Origin of the sequence: Bacillus sp. FSL L8-0199, assembly GCF_038005705.1 — a bacterium.
Classification (GTDB): domain Bacteria; phylum Bacillota; class Bacilli; order Bacillales; family Bacillaceae_G; genus Bacillus_A; species Bacillus_A cereus.
Genome location: NZ_JBBOTS010000001.1, coordinates 4280833 through 4301752, shown reverse-complemented (window position 1 = coordinate 4301752; position 20920 = coordinate 4280833). Strand labels below are relative to the sequence as shown.

Below are 20920 nucleotides of genomic sequence, written 5' to 3'. Positions count from 1 at the left end.
GATTGGTGAAGGCGAATAATCAGTGGGGATGAACGAAATCTCCACTGATTAAAATTTCACTTTATTTCACTTCTAAATTAACAGTTAAATTAGAGGTATTGCCAGCTGCATCAGTTGCTACAATGTGAATAGTATTTTTTCCTTCGTGTAATTGAGTGCGATCGAAATAAATGTCATAGCTTTTCTCCCAAGGGTTCAGGAATGCCTGTTCCCATACACCATTTCCGTTAATTTCATATTGCATTCTCACTGGAATACCAGGTGCTATCCAACCAGATTCTGACATCCAATCTAGTAGAATATCATCAACTTTTCCTCTAATTACAAGATTTTCTTGGTCAACCTCGTGTGTTAACTTAGGTGCAGTTCGATCAAGAAATACAGCAGCTGTTTGCTTTGTTTCTCCGCCAGAATTAGAAGCAACTGCTTCAATTTGATATAGCCCGTCAGTTAAAGGAGTGCCATCTGCTTTTGTACCATTCCATTTGAAAGGTTTATACCCAGGAGTTGCATTTTTAGCTTGATGGATAATCCCTTGATACGTTACATGTTCTTTCGTAACTAAATTTGCATGCAATGTGATATCATCCACAGGCGCAACTAAATAGTAGTTGATGAGATTATCATCTAGTACGTGGTCGCCATTTGGGCTAAAAGTAGAATTAATAATTTCAAGTCCATCGATACGTTTATAATCTTTAGGATCGATACTAAATGTGAATGGAATTCGAATTTCTTCTTTTGCCCCTTGTTCTTTTACATATACATTTCCAGTATATACACCTTGTTGTAGTGAGTTATCTACAGTGATAGTAAATGGTTTTTCGGTACTACTATTCGGTTGTATGCTAATCGATGAAGGGACAGAAGCTTTTACTTTTGTTTTTATGTTTGCATCTAGTAATTCCACACGAGTTGAAAAACTTTTCTTTTTACTAGAAAGGTTTTGTAATGTAACATTTTGCGTCAGTTTTACTTTTCCACTATTGGGCTTAATAAGACCGAAGCTGACATTGTTAGGTTTTACTAATATATTTGTTTGAGCTGCTTTCGGAATGTTAATTAAACCAGATCCTTGTGCCATAACAGGGTATGTATTTTCATTGACATCATGTAATGTTTTGGCATTGTTGGCAAGAGCCGCTTTCAATTGTTCTGTCGTCCAATCAGGATGCATTTGACGCAAGAGGGCAACCGCTCCAGCTACTTGCGGAGCAGCCATACTTGTTCCGTTATGCGATTCATAGCCGCCTCGCGGTACTGTACTAGTAATTTGTACTCCAGGTGCAACAACATCAGGCTTTATTAGCCAACTTCCTTGTGATGGTCCTCTTGAACTAAAGTTACCGATAAGTTCTGTTTGCTTTGGTTGTCCAATTTTTATGTTTTTCTTTCGTTTTGTAATTAAAGTTTTTAATTCTTCCCCATTTGTATTTGATAATTGCGTTACTGGGACAGCTAGATGTTCACGTGAAAAATATTCCGGCATCATATTAATTTCTTTTTCGCTAGAGATTAATAACACACCAAGTGCACCAGCTTGCTTCGCTTGTTCTGCTTTTACTAATGTACTAGAAGTACCTTGTAAAATAAGTGCGAATTTCCCTTTTACATCTTGTTTTGCATAATCACTTGGATTGCCATAACCAACATATACAAGAGGGGAATCATTTCCTATTGGAAAATCGGATTTTGATAACGGTAACCCTTGATATGTTTTGCTGGAACCAGCTACTTGGAATGTTGGAAACGGGATAGAAACCGTAGATGCTCCAACAGAAATGACACTACTTGCGTTACCGGGAGCATCAACAGACCAAGGTTTTGGTCCGTCATTTCCATTTGAAACGACAGCAGTAACACCAAGTTTCGCTGCTCGTTCTAACGTTAATGTTACAGGCTGATCAGGTACATTTAAATCCTGCCCAAGGGAGAGGTTTAACACATCCGCACCATCTTGAATCGCTCGCTCAATCCCTTGGATAATATCATCTGTTGTACCAGTTCCACCGTCATTCATTACACGATAGGCTAGAATAGAAGCGTTTGGAGCAACGCCTTTAATTTTTCCGTTACCTGCAATAATTCCAGCTACATGAGTACCATGTACGTTACCATCCATTGGATCGTTATCTTCATCAACCGTGTCATATCCACCGATATAATTTGCCTTTAAGTCAGGGTGTGTATAGTCTACGCCAGAGTCGATAATGGCTACTTTCATGCCTTTTCCATCAAGCGGTTTGCCAGATGGATCTTTTAAATTCCACGCTTCAGGTGCACCAATTGTCGGTCCACCGATATTTGGTGCTTCTTCGTTAGTAGCACTTTTTGATGTTTCATGCAATTTATATGTTAAGTTCGGATAGACTGCTTTTACTTCAGGTAAAGAGGCAAGAGAGGTAATTTGATCTCCAGGAACTGAAATAGAGAATCCGGAAAATAACGTATTATACACTTCTTTAATTTTTGCACCAGGTGCTTTTTCTTTTATTTTCTTAGTCGTATCTTCTTGTGCTTTTTTTAGCTCAGCATGATAAGACTGCGCATTACTATTTTGGAAATCTGGAGCATGCTGAATATTACTTTGAGCAGCGAGAGGTGCGTGTTGCAATTCTACAATTACTGATATTTCTTTTGTTGTTTTCGTTTCAACATTTTGAGCAATTTTATGTTCTCCCCACTGTTCAATCGTTGTTTTTAATTGTGGACTAAATTGCTTTTCCTTTTGTAGTGATTCAGCATGAGCGCTTAAAGCTCCAAAACTAGAAAAGACAAGCGCCATGCTTAATAGTGTAGATGTAGTTTTTTTCATTGATACTCCCCCTAATAAAAGTGCTAATATTCAGAAATAAAATCTTGCATTTTAGTTAAAAATTATAAATATAAATGTTGGATAAACTATACTTTCGACACAATTCATACCAATCCTCTATGAATTGAAAATTTCTTGGGAAATTTTTTCTGATTATGTCGAATCGATATTTTTCACATATTGTAGGGAGAAAGTGAGGAATGCTATGAGGGAAATGGAGTGATGGTATGAAAAGGCTAATAGTAAGTGGTAGTGTAGTGTTGTTTATGTTTTTATTTTCTATCACTATTACTAGTGCAGAAAATAATAGTGTGAAAGTTGCTTTTATTCGTCATCATAACCTTTGGATTAAAGTTGATGGGAAAGAAATACAGATTACAAAAGGAGAGTACATAACAGGGCCGAAGTGGTCACATGATGGAGAATGGCTAGCATATGTAAAAGGGAAGAAACAAAGTATTCTTGAGTTATATCGGATGAAAGATGGAAAGAAAGTTACGCCGTTTCACTCAGAAGCATCAAATTATCAATGGTCACCAACAGAAAATATAATTGCATTTATATTTACAGGTACATTAAATACATTTGATGTAGAAAAAAAGAATGCAGATTTTGAAAATGTATCGGCTGGTGTAGGGGATTATGCATGGTACCCCGATGGAAAGAACTTTCTTGTATCCTCTGAAGCGCACTTACTTCCCACAGGATGGACAGGTGCTCAGCTATATGAAGTGCAAAAAGATGCACATATGAATCCTCACAAAATGAAGCATTTGTATGCATTGCCAAATGAACATGATGATTTCCTAGCGCTAGTAGCAAGTGGCTTTAAGTGGTCACCAGACCAAAAGTGGATTTCATTTTTAGCAGTACCGACAGCTTCATGGTCAGCTGATAGTAATACGCTTTGCTTAGTTCGTGCAGATGGCAGTCGGTTTGAAAAAGTAGATCAAATGTTATTAAACGCACAATGGTTTCAATGGGCACCATCAAAAAATATATTAGCTTATATTGAAGGGAGCGGAAGAGTTGCATTAGAAAATAAGCATTTAAAAGTAAAGGAATTGCCAGCACTTCAGCAGAACATATTTACGCCGAAAGGATATGTTGATTGGGATTTTGTATGGAAGAACGATAGAGTAATTATCGTTTCACGAGCAAAAGAGGCAGGGATAGAAACTCCACCAGAAAAAAGGCCACTACCATCTTTGTATGAGGTCGATAGTACAAGTAATGCACAGCATCAAATCACAAAGAAAACGAACAAGCAAGGGGATTACCACCCGATCTTCATGAAGAAGAGTAATCAATTAATTTGGATACGTTCAGACCGTAAGAAAGCGGATGTATGGCTTGTTCATAAAGATGGGAAACAGGAAAAGAAGTGGATTGAAAATATAGATGTACCAGCGTGGTATTATGAGAAATGGAATTGGGAAAATGTCATCTCGGTGAAATAACAATAAAAAACTGCCTAAAAGATCATTTTAGGCAGTTTTTTATTGTTATTTATGCGTTTTATTTGGCTTTTTTTTCGCTGGGTTTCCGTTCCCTTGGCGCTTTCTATTTTGTTCATCTTTTGCTTGTTTTTCATGCAGTGTATCTAAAAAGTCATTCGAGTTACTCATTTTTCTATCGCTCCTTTCATTTCGTCCTAATTACTATAACCATTTAGGAGGATAATCATGAGTTAGAAGTTAGGCACTTAATTTTCTTCGATAATGTAAGTAAAATATTCCATACATAACAAATAGCATGAGTAAAACTTGTAACTCTACATTTTCCTTTAAAATAGCTGCGATAGGGTCTGGTAAGTACGGTGATTTATCGTTTGTGCTTAAACCTAACCATTTATTTAAGAGGCTAATGGTACAAAACATAAAAACACCGGACCAGCTTGCCGCAATTGCTTTTTGTTTAATTTTTGTTTCACGTTCATCATCTGTAATCCAAGGATTAGCAGTTTTATCACTACTAAAGAAGCCGTTTATATATCCCCATACAATCATTCCAATAAAGACAATTATCCATTTCATATATGTAATTCTCCTTTCGGTGTAAAAAGTATTTTACATGTGATATTGTAATATTTTACAAAGATTAGTGTCAAACCTTTTTTACATATCGTTTTTTATACAGCAGGAATAAAGAATGCAATAGGGAAGAAATATGTGTGAGGATTTTATAGTAAGAGGAGGCTGAATATGAAAATCGTTTTTGTTCGGCATGGTGAAGGTGAACATACAACGGATTTACCAGAAAGTTTACAAGTGTTTGACCCACCATTGACGAGAGTAGGAAAGGCTCAAGCTAAATTACTTCAATGCAATGTGCCATTGCAAGAGACAGATATATTAATTGCTAGTCCTACACTTAGAACTTTGCAAACGGCGACAATATGGAGTGCGAAAGTTGCTTGTCAAAAAATCGTCCATCCATATGTATCCCCGCGTATTTTTCCTTATCGAGAAGGAGCGAAAACATTACCGTGCGATTATATAGTAGATCAGGGAATGATAACAAAGTTATTTCCGCATTTTTCGATAGAGAAAAGCTCAAATAATCAGTTATGGAAGGAAGGTATAAACACTATTTCAGAGAATAGTTTTCAGCAAATAGTAAATGAATTTCTTCTTTGGTGTTATGAACTGGGTGCTGAAAGAATTTGCATTGTATCTCACGATGGAACAATTACAGCATATAGGCAATATTTACAGAAAGTCGTTTTAACTAGATCAGATTTTTTGAAAGAAACGGGCATATATGAAATGGATTTATCCCATAAAATTCTGATTGATAAGGGCTGATTATAGGATGGGGGTTGTATGTTGAATATTGCATTAGTAGTTGGTTTTAATTCGGATTTAGAGGCGCAATCAATCCGAGCATCTCTTGAATATTTTGGTGCAAGGGTTGTGACATATTGGATTGGTAGACCGAAAGATTTTGTGGAAGTTCTTTCTGGAAAGAACTTATTTAACGATATTAATTATATTATTTTTTGCTTTCATGGTGAAGAAGGGAAGTTTGTCATGGAAGAGTTAGGCGAAGAAGTATATGAACAAGATGAACCGAGAGGGTATTTTGGTACAGAAGAAATTTATAAATATGCAAAATTGCATAATACACATATTGTAAATAGCGGGTGCACGTTAGGGGAGAAAAATCTAGCAAAATCTTTTTTACATAGTGGGGCGAAATCATATATTGGATCGATTGATTATGTAGATGGAAATGCAGCACTTATGTTTACTATACGCTTATTTTATGGGGTTATTAACCATGGGAAAACGTTAGAAGAAGCGTTTCAAGAAGCGAGTTTAATTGATGAGGAGACACATACATTTCGATTCTATAATTAGTGTGAAACACGTTTATTCTATATTCGAATAAACGTGTTTCACATTTAACTCACATTTTTTTTACATTTTTTTCAATGAAAATGATTATCACTTGTGGTATGATATGTTCAAGTTTTTACAGGTAATAAAAGTTACTATATAAACATTAGTTTTTAATGTTTCATACGCATGTCACAGATTATTCATAATTAACATTTGAAAAATAAGTAACTAATGTTATTATATTATCTGTAACTAACTTAATTACAACTTTAGGAGGAAGATATGGTTATTCAATTTTTAAGAGAAAACAAAGCAGTTTCTTTTGTATTAGCAGTAATTCGAGTATATCTTGGTTACACATGGTTAATGGCAGGAATCGGTAAACTACAAGGAAAAGGATTCGATGCAACAGGTTATTTGCAAGGGGCAATTGAAAAATCTAAAGGTGCACAACCGGCTGTTCAATCTTGGTGGGCATCATTCTTACAAGAATTTGCAATTCCAAATGTAGATTTGTTTAATACACTTGTAACATGGGGAGAAATTTTAGTCGGAATTGGTTTAATTGTAGGCTGTTTAACAAAAACAGCGGTCTTTTTTGGCCTTGTAATGAACTTTTCCTATATGTTTAGTGGGTCAATTGGTGTGAACCCTGAGATGGTTATCTTATCTATGTTTGTTCTTGTTTCCGGTATGAACGCTGGGAAATTTGGAATGGATGGCTTCGTTATCCCGAAAGTATTAGGATCAAAAACTCAAAAACGCCAAAAGCAAGCTGCTTAATATATGAAAACGGGTATCTCAAAATGAGATACCCGTTTATGTTATTTTTCAACTTTGATCGGATTGTTCTTAAAGAAATCTTTTACATACCCGACAAATTCTTGTGGTTCTTGGCGAAATGGTGCATGATAACCTTTTTCAATAATATGTAAAGTGCTATTTTTTAAGAATTGATGATACGTTTCTCCTTCTTTCCAGGATACGCTACTATCATTTCTGCCCCATATAATTAAAGTTGGCTGTTTTATTTCATTTGCATTAATTTTAAGACGTCTAGGCCATAATTTCATTTTATTATAATGCTCTTCATCATTACGTTTGAATTTCACTTTGCTTTCATCATAATCTGTAATAGAAGAAACGGCATTTAAATCAGTCGACAATTGTGGTTTTGGTGAGCCTTGTTTATTAACGAATGTATGAGGGCCACCTGTAGCATCAGTTAAAATAAGGTGAGTAACTGCTTCAGGATATAAATATGTTAAATTTAGAGAAATTTCTCCCCCCATGGAATGCCCCAGTATTGCGAATGAATCATACCCAAGTTTTTTCATTAATTTATAATACAAATTTGCATGAGTTGGAAAAGAATAATAAAAATCCATTGGCTTAGATGAGCGCCCGAATCCTAAAGCATCTACAGAAATAATTGTATGATCTTTTGCTAAATCGGAATAAATCTTTTGAAAACCATCTGATGACCCTCCAAAGCCATGAATCATAAGTAAAGGTGGTTTTTCATTACCAATCTTTTTAAAGTAAATGGTTTGACCATCTATTTCTACCATTTTTTCCTCGGTAGCTAGTTTCGCTGTAATTGTATTTTTAACTTGTTTTACTTGTTCTACTGGCTTTTCTGCTGCACTACATCCTACTAATAGTGTAAGAGTAAGACAACCTACCATAAAATAGCTAAATCGCTTCAATTAGGTGTCTCCTTTCTAACATAACGCTGTATCTATCATAGCAAATAGCATATTACGATTTCCAGGAAGTTGGCTACCATTTTTTATCATAAGAGGTGAAAGGAGCGTTTCTTGGAAATTTTCTGTTTGAAGAAATTTACGGAATGTAAATTGTGAGTGTGGGACATCAATTCGTACTATACCATTCCAACATTCACATATCTTTTTTAATAATTGAATAGCATCTTCTTCTTGCTTGGCGATAAGTGGATTGATACATAATATATTGCCCTTTTGTATGCATAATGAAAAAGCTTCTATACAGTTATTTCTTTCAATTTTAAAAGAGTGTACGGCCCTTGGTAATAGCAAAGAGTAAAGTAGAGAACGATTCATACCAGTTGCAATTTGATCCAGAGAAGTAAGAGATATAAGGTCTTCTTCTTGTACTTGTTGTAAGTGAGAAGGGTACGTCTTAATAGTTTGCTTTTCAAAACGATGAATCGTTGTTGCTGTTTGAAATCCGCATGATGTGTATAGAGGTTCGCCAGCTTTTGTCGCAATAAGTGCAGTGGGTTGTTTTGGATGAATTTGTTCCAAGCAATGATTTAGCAACATGCGCCCTATTCCGCGTCCTTGAAAATTAGGGTGAACGATTAACATACCAATGGAAGCGAAGTTACTTGTAAAGGGAAATACTCCTCCAGTCGCAATGAGTTTGTTTTCATGAATGTAACCTACAAGTGTGCCGATAGAAAGATACATTTCGAATTGTTTTTTCATAAAAATTTCATCGTGTAACCATCCAACAGATTTGCAAAGATTAAGTAATTCAAAAATAAAAGACTCATTTAGCTTTACTATTTTCATAAAGGCTCACCGCATTTCTATTTATTTTCATAAACATAGAGTCAAAATGTAAAAAAAGAGATTTACGTTAAATGAAATCCAACTTGTTTATATTTAAATTGTAAAGGGCGGAATGATTGATACAAAAAGACAAACTTATACAAATTATAACTGATATTTACATAAGTTAACAAAAAATTTACATACAGCTAATTTTCTCTTAATAGTCTTCCATTAAATTTGATAGTGGGAAATGAATAACCTAATTAGGGGGACAAGACAGTGAAAAAGTTTGTGAAAAAAGCATGGCCATTTGCAGTTGTGGCATCATTAGCAGTTACTTCGGTAGCAACATGGAATTTTACTCATTCTAGTGAGGTTAATGCAGATGAGAACGGAAGCAATGCAAAGATTAAAAATGTTATCGTATTAATTGGGGATGGTATGGGCCCTTCATATATGACGGCTCACCGTTATATGAAAGATAATCCAAAAACCTTTGAAATGGAATCTACAGAATTTGATAAGCATCTTGTAGGAACACAAAAAACATACCCAGAAGATGAACATGAAAATATTACAGACTCTGCATCGGCAGCAACAGCTATGTCAGCAGGAATTAAAACATATAATGCTGCAATTGCAGTTGATAATGATAAAGCGGAAGTGAAAACAGTTCTTGAGCAAGCGAAAGAAAAAGGGAAATCAACGGGACTCGTTGCAACTTCTGAAATTACACATGCAACACCAGCTGCTTTCGGTGCGCATGACATTAGCCGTAAAAATATGGACGCAATTGCAAATGATTATTTTGATGAGAAAATTAAAGGGAAGCATAAGGTAGATGTTATGCTTGGCGGCGGCGTAAAGAACTTTGTTAGAAAAGATCGTAATCTTACAGAAGAGTTTAAGAAATCTGGTTATAGCTATGTAACGGATCGAGATCAATTGTTAAATGATAAAAATGATCAAATTCTTGGTTTATTTGCACCAGGTGGATTAGATAAAATGATTGACCGCAATGAGAAAACACCTTCATTAGAAGAAATGACTAATGCAGCAATTGAGCGTTTGAACAAAAATAAAAATGGTTTCTTCTTAATGGTGGAAGGAAGTCAAATCGACTGGGCTGGACATGATAATGATATTGTTGGTGCAATGAGTGAAATGGAAGACTTCGAAAAAGCTTTCAAAGCAGCGATTGAGTTTGCAAAAAAAGATAAAAATACGTTAGTTGTTGCAACGGCAGATCACGCTACTGGTGGCTTATCTTTAGGTGCCAATGGCGAGTATAACTTTAAAGTAGATCCAATTAAAGCTGCAAAACGCACACCAGACTTTATGGCAAATGAGATTGCAAAAGGTGCAAATGTAGAAGAAACATTGAAAAAGTATATTGATTTACAATTAACTCCAGAAGAAATTCAAGCTGTAAATGATATAGCTCCGTCAAAAGATGTAACAAAGATTGATAATGCAATTGAAGATATTTTCAATAAGCGCTCGGTTACAGGCTGGACAACAGGTGGACATACAGGGGAAGATGTGAACGTGTATGCATTTGGTCCAGGTAAATACTTGTTCTCTGGCGTTCAAGAGAATACAAATATAGCGAAACGTGTCTTTGATATTGTTGGCGGTGGCGATCCGAATAAAGGAAGACGCTAATTAAGAGCGAAAGTGAGGCGGAATGCCTCACTTTTCTTTTTAGGAGTTGGGAATATGGGAAAAATATTTAGAAAATTAAGGTTACTTTTAGTGTTTGTAGTACTACTAGTTGGATGTCAACAAGAAGAGAATAATGTAGCACAAAAATCTACTACTAAAAAAACTGAGGAAAAGGTACAAATAACAAAAGAAGAAGAGAGATCTATTCAAGATGTTATTCATACATTTGTGCGAACGACGAATGAAAAAAATCTTGCAGAACATATGGAGTTATTTTCAAAGAAGATGCCTAGTGCTGAAGACTTAAAAACACAAAAAGAAGCCGCATTTCAAAAGGGAAATAAGAAAATTGAATTGGAACATATAGATATGAAAGTTAGTAAAGTAGGGTATGTTATTGTTGAAACGAAAGAAAAGGAAGTAGACGACAGTATTACTCTTCAAAAGAAAGTACAGTATGCTCTTGGAAAAGAAGAGGAGAAATGGAAGATTGAAGAGGTTCGAACGATAGAGAAAAAATAATGTGAAACTTTAATAAGTGTGGAGTCGTACTTCCCAAAAATGATATAAAAAAGGTTCTCATTGGCGAGAACCTTTTTTATAGTGGTAGCATAATTTGATTTGAGCATGCCTCAATATCATCAATATCTTGACGAATAGTGGCCATTTTATTATCCAGATCTTCAGCTTTCATTGCTGCATCATGTAGTTCATCTTTTAAATACTCCGGTATTTTCCCTTCATATTTATAATAAAGTTTGTGTTCTAAACTTGCCCAAAAGTCCATTGCCAGTGTACGTAACTGAATTTCTGCAAATACATCTTTTGTACCAGAATTTAGTGATAAAGGGTATTTAATGATCATGTGTAAACTTTTATATCCGTTTCGTTTTGGGTTAGCGATATAATCTTTTACTTCTATGACTTCCATATCTTCGCGTTTTTGAATGACTTCTTTCAAATGATAGATATCTTCTACGAAGCAACATGTAATACGAATACCAATAATATCTTGTAAATGTGTTTGAGCATTTTCAACTGTTGGTAATAAGCTTTTGCGCTCTAGTTTTTTAATAATACTTTCAGGTTGTTTTAGTCTTGTTTTTATATGTTCAAACGGGTTGTAATCCTCTAGAAATTGAGCTTCCCGGTTCATAATTTCAAATTTAGTTTTTAACTCTTCTAAAGCAAATGTATATGGTAATACAAAAGCTTTCCAGTAGTTAACTGTTGATTGATTATATTCCATTTATATACACACCTTTTCCTATTTGCAAGTGAGGTCGTTATTATACTAAATACCAAATCATATAAGCGCAAGCAGCAAATGATGAGATCATAAAGCGATATTTAGTTTTCATACTTTCAACTCCTTTCGAGTAAGATTTTATATAAATAAACGTGATTGTTAATAAGTTCACTATGTACAGTTTCTATAGTAATAGATTCGTGTGAATTTCGTATGAACTAATTGTTTCAGCTTTTTGTCTTTTTTGCTGTTAATCATAATTATTATTCGATTTAAAGTATTTTTATTTGATTTATCTATTTAGATAAATTAATGTATATTTAAATTTACAGTTATCGAGGAGGATATATGGTGAACTTTAAAGAATTAGCAATTGCTAGACGTTCTGCAATGAAATTTATACAAGGTATAGAAATCTCTGATGAGGATTTTAAAAAAATATTTGAGTTAACTAAGCTTTCTCCATCTTGCTATAATTTGCAGCACACACATTATGTTGTAATTCGTGATCAAGAGCGAAAAGAAAGATTAAAAGAATTAGCTTTTGGTCAATATAAAGTATCGAGTGCATCAGCGGTAGTGCTCGTTTGTGGTGATAAAAAAGCATACCAAAATGTTGAAAATATTTACTTCGGTATGAAAGTTTTAAAAATGATTGATGAATGTGAATATGAAGATACAATTAGGCAAACGAAAGGTTTATATGAAGGAAAAGGAGAGCGTTTCATGGAGGATGAAGCGATTAGAAATGCTTCGTTAAGCGCGATGACTTTTATGTACGCAGCTAAATATTATGGCTATGATACATGTCCAATGATTGGTTTCGATGAAAAAGCAGTACAAAGTGAATTGAAGATGCCGGAGCATATAGTACCTGTTTTAATGATTACGATAGGAAAAAGTGATACGACTAAAACTCGTCCACGAGGATATCGAAAGCCGATTAGTGAGTTTGTTACATACGAATCGTTTTAATAAAGTGAAACTTTTAATCAGTGGGGGTCTTACTGCCCGTTAATACGGGAGAAAATTTATTTAACTATAAAAACAAGGGGATTCTAAATGGAATCTTCTTGTTTTTGCAATTGACAAATAGAATGAAGTTTTATAATATATAAATCGTAATCATTACGTTTTAGTTGCGATCTTTGAAAGAAAGGAGAAATAAATATGCGTGTAAATATTACATTAGCTTGTACGGAGTGCGGCGATCGTAATTACATTTCTAAAAAAAATAAACGAAACAATCCAGAACGCATCGAACTAAAAAAATATTGTCCACGGTTAAAGCGAGTAACGTTACATCGTGAAACGAAGTAGAAGACTAGAGATATCTCTAGTCTTTTTTGTTAATAAATTTTAGTTTTCTTTGTTATAATTACCTTAAATTGTAAGATTGAGGAGGAGAATAATGAATCAAAAAGATAAAGAGAGAAAAGAGCGAGTGGCTCATATTATTGATATTCCAGGTGATTATAGGCTTGTTGTAGATGATCAAGAAGGGGTTGATGACCCGTATCATTTATTGTGGTGGGCACATAAAGATGATGAGGAGAAACAGATACAAATTACATTAAATAGACATACTGGTAATTTAATTGAATTTAGGATAGATGATGAAAATTCTTTTTCAAGTGGCAAGGAAGCGATAGAGGAGAAGAAGGCAAGAGAGATTGCAAATGCGTTCTTGAAAAAATATACAAAAGAAGGATATGAATTCTATACATATGTAACGGTTAAGGACGACAGGCGCGGTTGGAAAGAAGTAAATTATATGCAAGAAGTGAATAGCTATCCATTGCCGAATACAGGGTGCGTTGTGCGAGTGCACCCTTCAGGTAATGTTGTGCATTTTCATTACAATGGACAAAAAGCTATAGAGAAAAAAACGTTATGGCCAAGTGAAATTGTTGAGGAGAATATCGTTTTAGAAAATTTGAAAGCTAGACAAGATATGAGACTTGTATTTGTAGATTTAACATACTCTTCATGTGAGTATGAAAGCGGGGAAGAAGTAAAAGGGTACCATCTTGTATATGAACCAGAGCCTAGTCATGCGTTTATTGATGCAAGTACAGGTAAAGATTTATTTGGACCAGATCATTATAAATTACCTTCGGCTGTAGCTGTTGAAAAATCGAAAAAAGGTAACGAACGAGGTGACGTATTCGAATTATTTGACTGGAATAAAGAAGGTTTTACAAAAGTAGATGAGACAGAAAATGATGATGAAATAAGGATGAAATTTGTTCCGAAAGAGGAATTACAAAAACAGAAAGAAGAAAAGGATCCATATTTAATGAATGAATTCTTTAAAAAGCATTTACCGATGTTGAAATATAATAATTTAGTTAGCGTTAAAATTGATAAATTAACCAATGAATTAACTGGTTTTATAAAACTGACAGATGATAAAGAAGTAAAGCAAATACTGTCTAGAGAGGAATGTTTACAAAAAGCACTTCAATTTTTAGAACGAGTTATTCCAGATATCACACAATATCTGCGTCTTTGGGAGGAACGTGAAGAAGCAGAAGATGGGATTGAAAGATTTATCTTTTCTGTATATATAAATGATATTCCGGCAGAGTATAACCAATTTATGATTAACATCAATGCAGAAAATGGTGCTGTTATGCACTACTCGGGGGAGTCTAGCAACTTTATAAAAGAATTGCTCACATATGAAATAACACCAAAAGTAACTAAAGAAAAAGCGTTAGAAATATACAGAGAGGCTATCCGAGTTAAATTAGAATGGTTTTTAGATCATGATGCAGAGGAAACGAAATACAAACTACTTTACAAACAAACGACAGATGAAAAACATAAAGAACCTTTTAATTGTAGGCGGGAAATTCGTTATATTGATGCCCAAGCGGGGAGAAAGATTTGGAGTAAGTAAAATAAAAAGAGTTATTTTTCAAAGAAAATAACTCTTTTTATTTTTATACTTTGCCTGTTCGTTTTTCAAAAGTAAATGTGATAGGAAGATTGGAATGAGAACTATCACTTTTAAATATTACTTTCCATTCTTTAGTATGGGCTTTAATTTCAAAATTAAGAAGATTCATCGCTCTACGTTTATCTATTTCTAAAAACATATTATGAATCTCTGGTTCTTGCTGTAAATTAAGAGCCTTTAGTGTGACTGTAAATGTGAAAAAATTCTGCCCTTCATATACTATTTTTGATATTTTTGTTTTTTGTTTATTTAACAGCACATAAAAACGGTCTGATGGAGTTAATTGTACAGAGTCATCAGTAATTTCATTCTCGCTATTATGAAGTTCAACTAAGAAAGATGTACTATGAGAAGAATCTTTTTTGCTTGTAATCTGTAATTCAGTAGGAATCATCGGTATTTCATAAAAATCATTCCTTATTATGTTGTTGTAATCCTCTGAAAATTTACGAACTTCTTTTGGAAAAGAGTCTTCTTGTGTACTTAAAAAAGTTTTGTTTTGCTTTGGAATTTTTTTACTAAAATTTAATGTTTCTTTAAAGTAATAATTGGATCCAGTTAAAAATAAACAACTACAGATTAATAAAAAAATTCGATACGGATTTTGAAAGTGAAAGAATAATAGTATACATGTAATAATTCCAATTACATAGAAAATAAAGATAAGTAGTTCTAGTTTTGAGTGAAAGGAGAAACCATAGTTATGAAAAAATTTTATTCCAGTTATAATTTGAGCTCCAAAAAATAAAGAAATTCCAAATTGAAAAAATAATAAATCAGGCCCTCTTTTAATAACAAAAGTAATGAACGAAATGAAAAGTAAAAACACCCCTAAATAAATTGTTACATTTAATAATCGTTCTAATGTAATCATGAATAGTGTCCCCTTTAATAGCATATTCATATATAAATAACAATTTTATTTAATTATAATATAACGATAAAATATTTTAAATGTTAGAAGTGTTGAGTTTTATAAATAAACTGTACAGACACAAACAACCTCACGCCCACATACACATAATAAAGACCACTATTTTGGCGGAGGTGAAAGGTTTGAGTCTATTCGCCGCAATTGGATATATGGTTCGAGAAGTGTTTGTCTTTGTTTCTTATGTGAAGAACAATGCGTTCCCGCAGCCGTTATCATCAGATGATGAGAGAAAGTACTTAGAGTTAATGGAGCAAGGTGATGCTCAAGCGAGAAATCTTTTAATTGAACATAATTTACGGCTTGTAGCTCATATCGTTAAAAAATTTGAGAACACAGGAGAAGATGCAGAAGATTTAATTTCAATTGGTACGATCGGGCTCATTAAAGCGATCGAGAGCTATTCTGCAGGAAAGGGAACGAAGCTTGCGACGTATGCAGCACGCTGTATTGAAAATGAAATTTTGATGCATTTACGTGTACTAAAGAAAACGAAAAAAGATGTTTCACTTCATGATCCGATCGGGCAAGATAAAGAGGGCAATGAAATATCGCTTATTGATATATTAAAATCAGAGTCTGAAGATGTAATTGATATGATTCAGCTTAGTATGGAGTTAGAAAAAATTAAAGAGTATATCGATATTTTAGACGAAAGAGAAAAAGAAGTGATTGTGAAACGTTTTGGACTTGGGCTAGATAAGGAGAAAACACAGCGGGAAATCGCTAAGGCGCTTGGTATTTCTAGAAGCTACGTATCACGGATTGAAAAGCGTGCTTTAATGAAAATGTTCCACGAGTTTGTAAGGGCAGAGAAAGAGAAAAAAGCGAAAGAGTAAAGTGTATTAGAAGCAGCCATATTTAAAATGGGCTGCTTTTCTTATTGTAAATAAGAAAAGAAAACGCGTTATGCTAAGAAGAAATACATGTTCACTGTTGAAAATGACGGATTCTATCTGTAATATTAGAAGGTGCTAAATAATTTAAGAATAATACCATACTTAGTTTTCTGTATATATAATAAGGCTGCTTTATATGATATGTGGGAATAAGAACCAATTTTACATATGATATAGAAAGAAAAGAAGGGAAAACTAAAGTTATAGACTGATTAGGGGGTTTCGCAATTTGCGACGTACATTATATCGACTTATGATAGAACTTACAAATGGTCGCTTTACTTCTTATATATTACGTAAATTTGCACAATCTCGTTTGAGCTCTATCATTATTCCATCGTACGCGAAAGTTTTTCAAATTAATCAAGATGAGATGGAAAAGGGTTTGAAGGAATATAGAACATTGCATGAATTATTTACGCGTAAGCTAAAAGAAGGAAAGCGTAGTATTGATACAGATGCATCGAGTATCGTTAGTCCTGTTGATGGTGTTTTTGCAGATCATGGTCCTATTGAGGATGCAAAAACATTTGATATTAAAGGAAAGCGCTATTCAATTGTGGATATGCTAGGTAATGAAGAACGTGCAACGCGATATGCAGGCGGTACATATATGGTAATTTATTTGAGTCCAAGTCATTATCATCGCATTCATAGTCCGCTTTCTGGTTCTGTGACTGAAAGATTTGTACTCGGTAGAAAATCATATCCGGTAAATGCAGCTGGTATGGAATACGGGAAAGAACCACTGTCAAAAAATTATCGTTCTGTTACAGAAGTAAGCAGTGATGGCGAGCATATGGCTCTTGTAAAAGTAGGTGCTATGTTTGTTAATAGTATCGAGCTTTTGCATGAGAGAGACACTGTTCAAAAAGGTGAAGAAATGGCATACTTTACATTTGGTTCAACAGTTGTGTTATTGTTTGAAAAAGATATGATAGAAGTAGTGCAGGAATTAAAGAGTGGACAAGAGCTTCGTCTTGGTGAAAAAATAGCTACTCGCTTAGCTCATAAATAAAGAAAAGCTTTTATAACCGTAAGTAAGAGTTATGGGCAAAGATACTTAATGATGAAATCCCCTAGATGGGAGTACTTGTTTATTCGAGAGCCATCGTAGATGGCTCTTTTTACAAGGCATCTAATAATTTATCCTGTAACTGTTTGATTGGTAAGGGCTGATTAAACTTTCACTTTATATGTAATCAAGATGATTTGACAAGCTTGTCCTCTAATGAGCGTCTAATGATTTCTTGTTTTATAAGTAAAATGAAGTCGGGATTTAATTTTAGTTCTTTTGCTTTATAATAAGACTCAGTGAGTAACTCAGTGGATAACTGTTCCATATGTTTTGTTTTCAAGGTGAGTCACCTCCTAATAATATAAGGATTGATTCGTTGATGCATTTAATGTACCAAAAAAATATGACAGTCACAAACGAGTGGTTATCCACATACCTAGGTGGATAAAGTGTGTATAGTTTGTTAGTAAATTCCGAATTAACTGAAAAATTAATGTGGAAAATGTGTACAATTTTATCCACAGGTTATATATCGAAAAATGTTGTCGAAAAATTTTATGAAAAATCCTCAAAGAGGTGAAAGAAATTGAAACTATTTTTACCAAATGAATATGTGAAAAATGTATATCATGTTCAACCAGAAGATTTAAAAAAACGTGGGATTAAAGGCGTTATTACTGACTTAGATAACACTTTAATTGAATGGGATCGTCCCAATGCAACGCCACAACTTGAAAAATGGTTCTTGGAAATGAAAGAGCAAGGCATTCAAGTAACGGTCGTTTCAAATAATAATGAGCAACGTGTGAAAGATTTTGCTGATCCATTAGGTATTCCATTTATTCATAGTGCACGTAAACCATTTGTTCGCGCATTTAAGCGTGCGATACAAGAGATGCGTTTGCAGCCAGATGAAGTTGTAGTAATTGGAGACCAGTTACTGACTGACGTGCTTGGTGGAAACCGAGTAGGCCTTCATACAATTTTAGTTGTACCGGTAGCACAAACGGACGGATTAGTAACGCGCTTTAATCGAAAAATTGAACGAAGAATTATGAAAAATATGAAGAAAAAAGGTTTAATTAACTGGGAGGAATAAAGTTTGACTGAAACAATTAAATGTATTGGTTGCGGTGTAGAAATTCAAACAGAAAATAAAAACGAAGTGGGGTATGCTCCTGCCTCATCTTTAGAGAAAGAACAAGTCATTTGTCAACGTTGTTTTCGCCTGAAGCATTACAATGAAATTCAAGATGTATCGTTAACAGATGATGACTTCCTACGCATTTTAAATGGAATTGGAAAATCAGATGCATTAGTAGTCAAAATTGTAGATATTTTTGATTTTAATGGTAGCTGGTTACCTGGCTTACATCGTTTCGTAGGGAATAATAAAGTATTACTTGTTGGAAATAAAGCTGATTTAATTCCAAAGTCAGTAAAACATGATAAAGTAAAACATTGGATGCGCTATAGTGCAAAGCAGCTAGGATTAAAACCAGAAGATGTCTTTTTAATTAGTGCAGCGAAGGGACAAGGAATTGCTGAACTAGCAGATGCTATTGAGTATTATCGCGGCGGCAAAGATGTTTATGTTGTTGGATGTACGAATGTAGGGAAATCGACATTTATTAATCGTATGATTAAAGAATTTAGTGATGAGACTGAAAATGTAATTACAACATCTCATTTCCCAGGAACAACACTGGATTTAATTGATATTCCATTGGACGAAGAGTCTTCTTTATATGATACGCCAGGTATTATTAACCACCACCAAATGGCTCATTATGTTGGAAAGCAAAGCTTAAAGCTTATTACACCAACAAAAGAAATTAAGCCGATGGTATTCCAATTAAATGAAGAACAAACGTTATTCTTTAGTGGATTGGCACGTTTTGATTATGTAAGTGGTGGTCGTCGTGCATTTACTTGTCACTTCTCGAATCGCTTAACAATCCATCGTACAAAGCTTGAGAAAGCAGATGAATTATATAAAAATCATGCCGGGGATTTACTAAGCCCACCAACGCCAGAAGAATTAGCAAATATGCCTGAGCTAGTGAAATACGAATTTAATATTCGTGAACCTAAAACGGATGTTGTATTCTCTGGATTAGGATGGGTTACTGTGAACGAACCAGGAGCAAAAATTGTTGCACACGTACCAAAAGGAGTAAGTGTTTCACTACGTAAATCTTTAATTTAATATGGAGAGGGATTTATGAAACAATTATATGGTGTAATCGGAAATCCAATTGGACATTCATTATCACCCGTTATGCATAACGATGCATTTGAACACTTGAATATGGATGCCCATTATCATGCGTTCCTTGTTGAAGAGGAATTGCTAGGGGAAGCAGTAAGAGGTTTAAAAGCATTAGGTATTTCAGGATTTAATGTAACAACTCCGCACAAGGTTGCTATTATGGAGTATTTGGATGAGATTGACCCATTGGCAAGGAAAATCGGTGCAGTAAATACAGTGGTTCATAAGGATGGAAGATTAATTGGCTATAACACAGACGGGATTGGTTTTGTTCGAGCGCTGCAGTCAATTAGTAATGAACCACTTCAAGGGAAACGTATTTTGCTACTTGGTTCAGGTGGTGCTAGCCGAGCTATTTATTTTTCTCTTGCTGATGTAGGTGTAAAAGAGATTGATGTAGCCAATCGTACAGTAAATAAGGCGAAGGAACTTATTGCTGCACGTACGGCCGATGTTAATTCTATTGCTTTGTCGTTAGAAAAAGCGACAGAAGAACAAGGAAATTATGATATTATCATTCAGACGACAACGATAGGTATGCATCCGCACGTAGAATATACGCCATTACAAATTTGTTCGTTAAAAAAAGGAACGATTGTATCAGATATAATTTATAATCCATTTCAAACGAAAATTTTATGTGAGGCAAAAGAGCAAGGTGCAATCATTCAAAATGGTATTGATATGTTTGTTTATCAAGGAGCACTTGCATTTGAAATGTGGACAGGACGCACGCCAAATATCGAGAGAATGAAACAATTAGTTATAGAAAAGCTTGGAGGCTAACATATATGTTAACAGGAAAACAAAAAAGATTTTTACGTGCACAAGCACATCATTTAACACCAATTTTTCAAGTAGGAAAAGGCGGAGTAAATGAAAATATGATTAAACAAATTGCAGATACTTTAGAAGCTCGTGAGTTATTTAAAGTAAGTGTATTACAAAACTGTGAATTTGATCGCCGTGAGGTTGCGGAAGAACTTGCAAAAGGTGCACGTGCTGAAATCGTTCAAGTAATTGGAAGCACAATCGTTTTATACAAAGAATCAAGAGAAAATAAACAAATTAAGCTTCCTCGATAAAAAGATTAGCATGCGCTATTTTTATCGCTGATGCGTAATGATGTAGAGAGCGAAACCAATTGAACTTTTATTAATAGCAACTCTCTTCATTCCTAACCGAGGAGAGTTGCTGTATATAAAAGGAAGGGGCGTTTCTT

Annotated in this window: 23 protein-coding genes; 15 read left to right on the top strand and 8 right to left on the bottom strand. The window is 34.3% G+C overall.

Annotation, left to right across the window (positions count from 1 at the left end; all coding sequences use genetic code 11):
• Positions 1–61: 61 nt before the first annotated feature.
• Complete coding sequence (locus tag NST86_RS22100) at positions 62–2815, bottom strand: S8 family peptidase (RefSeq protein ID WP_061663049.1); 2754 nt, start codon at positions 2813–2815, stop codon at positions 62–64.
• Between the two features lie 227 nt (positions 2816–3042).
• Between NST86_RS22100 and NST86_RS22095 the strand changes: the two genes are divergently transcribed.
• A complete protein-coding gene (locus NST86_RS22095) occupies positions 3043–4275 on the top strand; it encodes a TolB family protein (protein WP_000825728.1) in 1233 nt (410 codons plus the stop codon).
• Positions 4276–4320: 45 nt separating this feature from the next.
• Here the strand turns inward: NST86_RS22095 and NST86_RS22090 are convergent, their stop codons facing one another.
• A complete protein-coding gene (locus NST86_RS22090) occupies positions 4321–4443 on the bottom strand; it encodes a DUF4023 domain-containing protein (protein WP_000071861.1) in 123 nt (40 codons plus the stop codon).
• Positions 4444–4512: 69 nt separating this feature from the next.
• Positions 4513–4851, bottom strand: a complete 339-nt coding sequence (locus NST86_RS22085; RefSeq protein WP_000871145.1) for a hypothetical protein — start codon at positions 4849–4851, stop codon at positions 4513–4515.
• Positions 4852–5019: 168 nt separating this feature from the next.
• Here NST86_RS22085 and NST86_RS22080 point away from each other — a divergent pair, with 168 nt between their 5' ends.
• From NST86_RS22080 to NST86_RS22070, 3 genes are all read left to right on the top strand, one after another.
• Positions 5020–5622: a histidine phosphatase family protein gene (locus tag NST86_RS22080; protein WP_044795872.1), complete on the top strand. Its 603-nt coding sequence runs from the start codon at positions 5020–5022 to the stop codon at positions 5620–5622.
• 18 nt (positions 5623–5640) lie between these two features.
• Entirely contained in the window at positions 5641–6177 is a 537-nt protein-coding gene (locus tag NST86_RS22075; protein ID WP_000931924.1) for a hypothetical protein, read from the top strand.
• A 264-nt stretch (positions 6178–6441) separates the two neighbouring features.
• Entirely contained in the window at positions 6442–6942 is a 501-nt protein-coding gene (locus tag NST86_RS22070) for a DoxX family protein (RefSeq protein WP_000236612.1), read from the top strand.
• 41 nt (positions 6943–6983) lie between these two features.
• Here the strand turns inward: NST86_RS22070 and NST86_RS22065 are convergent, their stop codons facing one another.
• Both NST86_RS22065 and NST86_RS22060 read right to left on the bottom strand, forming a co-directional pair.
• Positions 6984–7868 carry an alpha/beta fold hydrolase gene (locus tag NST86_RS22065; protein WP_000819810.1) on the bottom strand — a complete coding sequence of 295 codons (885 nt, stop codon included), beginning with the start codon at positions 7866–7868 and terminating at the stop codon, positions 6984–6986.
• Positions 7869–7883: 15 nt separating this feature from the next.
• Positions 7884–8717: a GNAT family N-acetyltransferase gene (locus NST86_RS22060; protein ID WP_044795873.1), complete on the bottom strand. Its 834-nt coding sequence runs from the start codon at positions 8715–8717 to the stop codon at positions 7884–7886.
• A gap of 261 nt (positions 8718–8978) precedes the next feature.
• On the opposite strand from NST86_RS22060, the gene NST86_RS22055 reads away from it, so the two are divergent.
• Positions 8979–10364, top strand: coding sequence for an alkaline phosphatase (locus NST86_RS22055; protein ID WP_061663048.1), 1386 nt, complete (start codon positions 8979–8981; stop codon positions 10362–10364).
• Between the two features lie 54 nt (positions 10365–10418).
• Positions 10419–10886 carry a hypothetical protein gene (locus NST86_RS22050; protein WP_016118645.1) on the top strand — a complete coding sequence of 156 codons (468 nt, stop codon included), beginning with the start codon at positions 10419–10421 and terminating at the stop codon, positions 10884–10886.
• Positions 10887–10962: 76 nt separating this feature from the next.
• Here NST86_RS22050 and NST86_RS22045 read toward each other — a convergent pair whose 3' ends face one another.
• Positions 10963–11613, bottom strand: a complete 651-nt coding sequence (locus NST86_RS22045) for a GTP pyrophosphokinase (protein WP_000456230.1) — start codon at positions 11611–11613, stop codon at positions 10963–10965.
• Positions 11614–11961: 348 nt separating this feature from the next.
• Here NST86_RS22045 and NST86_RS22040 point away from each other — a divergent pair, with 348 nt between their 5' ends.
• The 3 genes from NST86_RS22040 (at position 11962) to NST86_RS22030 (ending at position 14518) form a co-directional block, all read left to right on the top strand.
• Positions 11962–12588, top strand: coding sequence for a nitroreductase family protein (locus NST86_RS22040; protein WP_061663047.1), 627 nt, complete (start codon positions 11962–11964; stop codon positions 12586–12588).
• A 195-nt stretch (positions 12589–12783) separates the two neighbouring features.
• Positions 12784–12933 (top strand): 50S ribosomal protein L33, encoded by a 150-nt coding sequence (gene rpmG, locus NST86_RS22035; protein ID WP_001265617.1) that lies wholly within the window; start codon positions 12784–12786, stop codon positions 12931–12933.
• Between the two features lie 91 nt (positions 12934–13024).
• Positions 13025–14518 carry a YcdB/YcdC domain-containing protein gene (locus NST86_RS22030; RefSeq protein WP_061663046.1) on the top strand — a complete coding sequence of 498 codons (1494 nt, stop codon included), beginning with the start codon at positions 13025–13027 and terminating at the stop codon, positions 14516–14518.
• Between the two features lie 43 nt (positions 14519–14561).
• Here the strand turns inward: NST86_RS22030 and NST86_RS22025 are convergent, their stop codons facing one another.
• Positions 14562–15482, bottom strand: coding sequence for a hypothetical protein (locus NST86_RS22025; protein ID WP_002000984.1), 921 nt, complete (start codon positions 15480–15482; stop codon positions 14562–14564).
• A gap of 152 nt (positions 15483–15634) precedes the next feature.
• Between NST86_RS22025 and sigK the strand changes: the two genes are divergently transcribed.
• Together sigK and NST86_RS22015 are read left to right on the top strand one after the other, a co-directional pair.
• Positions 15635–16348 (top strand): RNA polymerase sporulation sigma factor SigK, encoded by a 714-nt coding sequence (sigK, locus tag NST86_RS22020; protein ID WP_000051382.1) that lies wholly within the window; start codon positions 15635–15637, stop codon positions 16346–16348.
• Positions 16349–16637: 289 nt separating this feature from the next.
• Entirely contained in the window at positions 16638–17426 is a 789-nt protein-coding gene (locus tag NST86_RS22015; RefSeq protein ID WP_001254992.1) for a phosphatidylserine decarboxylase, read from the top strand.
• A gap of 184 nt (positions 17427–17610) precedes the next feature.
• Here NST86_RS22015 and NST86_RS22010 read toward each other — a convergent pair whose 3' ends face one another.
• Positions 17611–17766, bottom strand: coding sequence for a sporulation histidine kinase inhibitor Sda (locus NST86_RS22010; protein WP_000850094.1), 156 nt, complete (start codon positions 17764–17766; stop codon positions 17611–17613).
• 246 nt (positions 17767–18012) lie between these two features.
• On the opposite strand from NST86_RS22010, the gene NST86_RS22005 reads away from it, so the two are divergent.
• The 4 genes from NST86_RS22005 to yhbY are packed head-to-tail and all read left to right on the top strand — an operon-like array spanning position 18013 to position 20783.
• Positions 18013–18525 carry a YqeG family HAD IIIA-type phosphatase gene (locus tag NST86_RS22005; RefSeq protein ID WP_000765314.1) on the top strand — a complete coding sequence of 171 codons (513 nt, stop codon included), beginning with the start codon at positions 18013–18015 and terminating at the stop codon, positions 18523–18525.
• A gap of 3 nt (positions 18526–18528) precedes the next feature.
• Positions 18529–19635 (top strand): ribosome biogenesis GTPase YqeH, encoded by a 1107-nt coding sequence (gene yqeH, locus NST86_RS22000; RefSeq protein ID WP_000140799.1) that lies wholly within the window; start codon positions 18529–18531, stop codon positions 19633–19635.
• A 15-nt stretch (positions 19636–19650) separates the two neighbouring features.
• Entirely contained in the window at positions 19651–20484 is an 834-nt protein-coding gene (aroE, locus tag NST86_RS21995) for a shikimate dehydrogenase (protein ID WP_044795880.1), read from the top strand.
• A 5-nt stretch (positions 20485–20489) separates the two neighbouring features.
• On the top strand, positions 20490–20783 hold the full coding sequence (yhbY, locus tag NST86_RS21990) for a ribosome assembly RNA-binding protein YhbY (protein WP_000955224.1): 294 nt from the start codon (positions 20490–20492) through the stop codon (positions 20781–20783).
• The last annotated feature ends 137 nt before the right edge of the window (positions 20784–20920 follow it).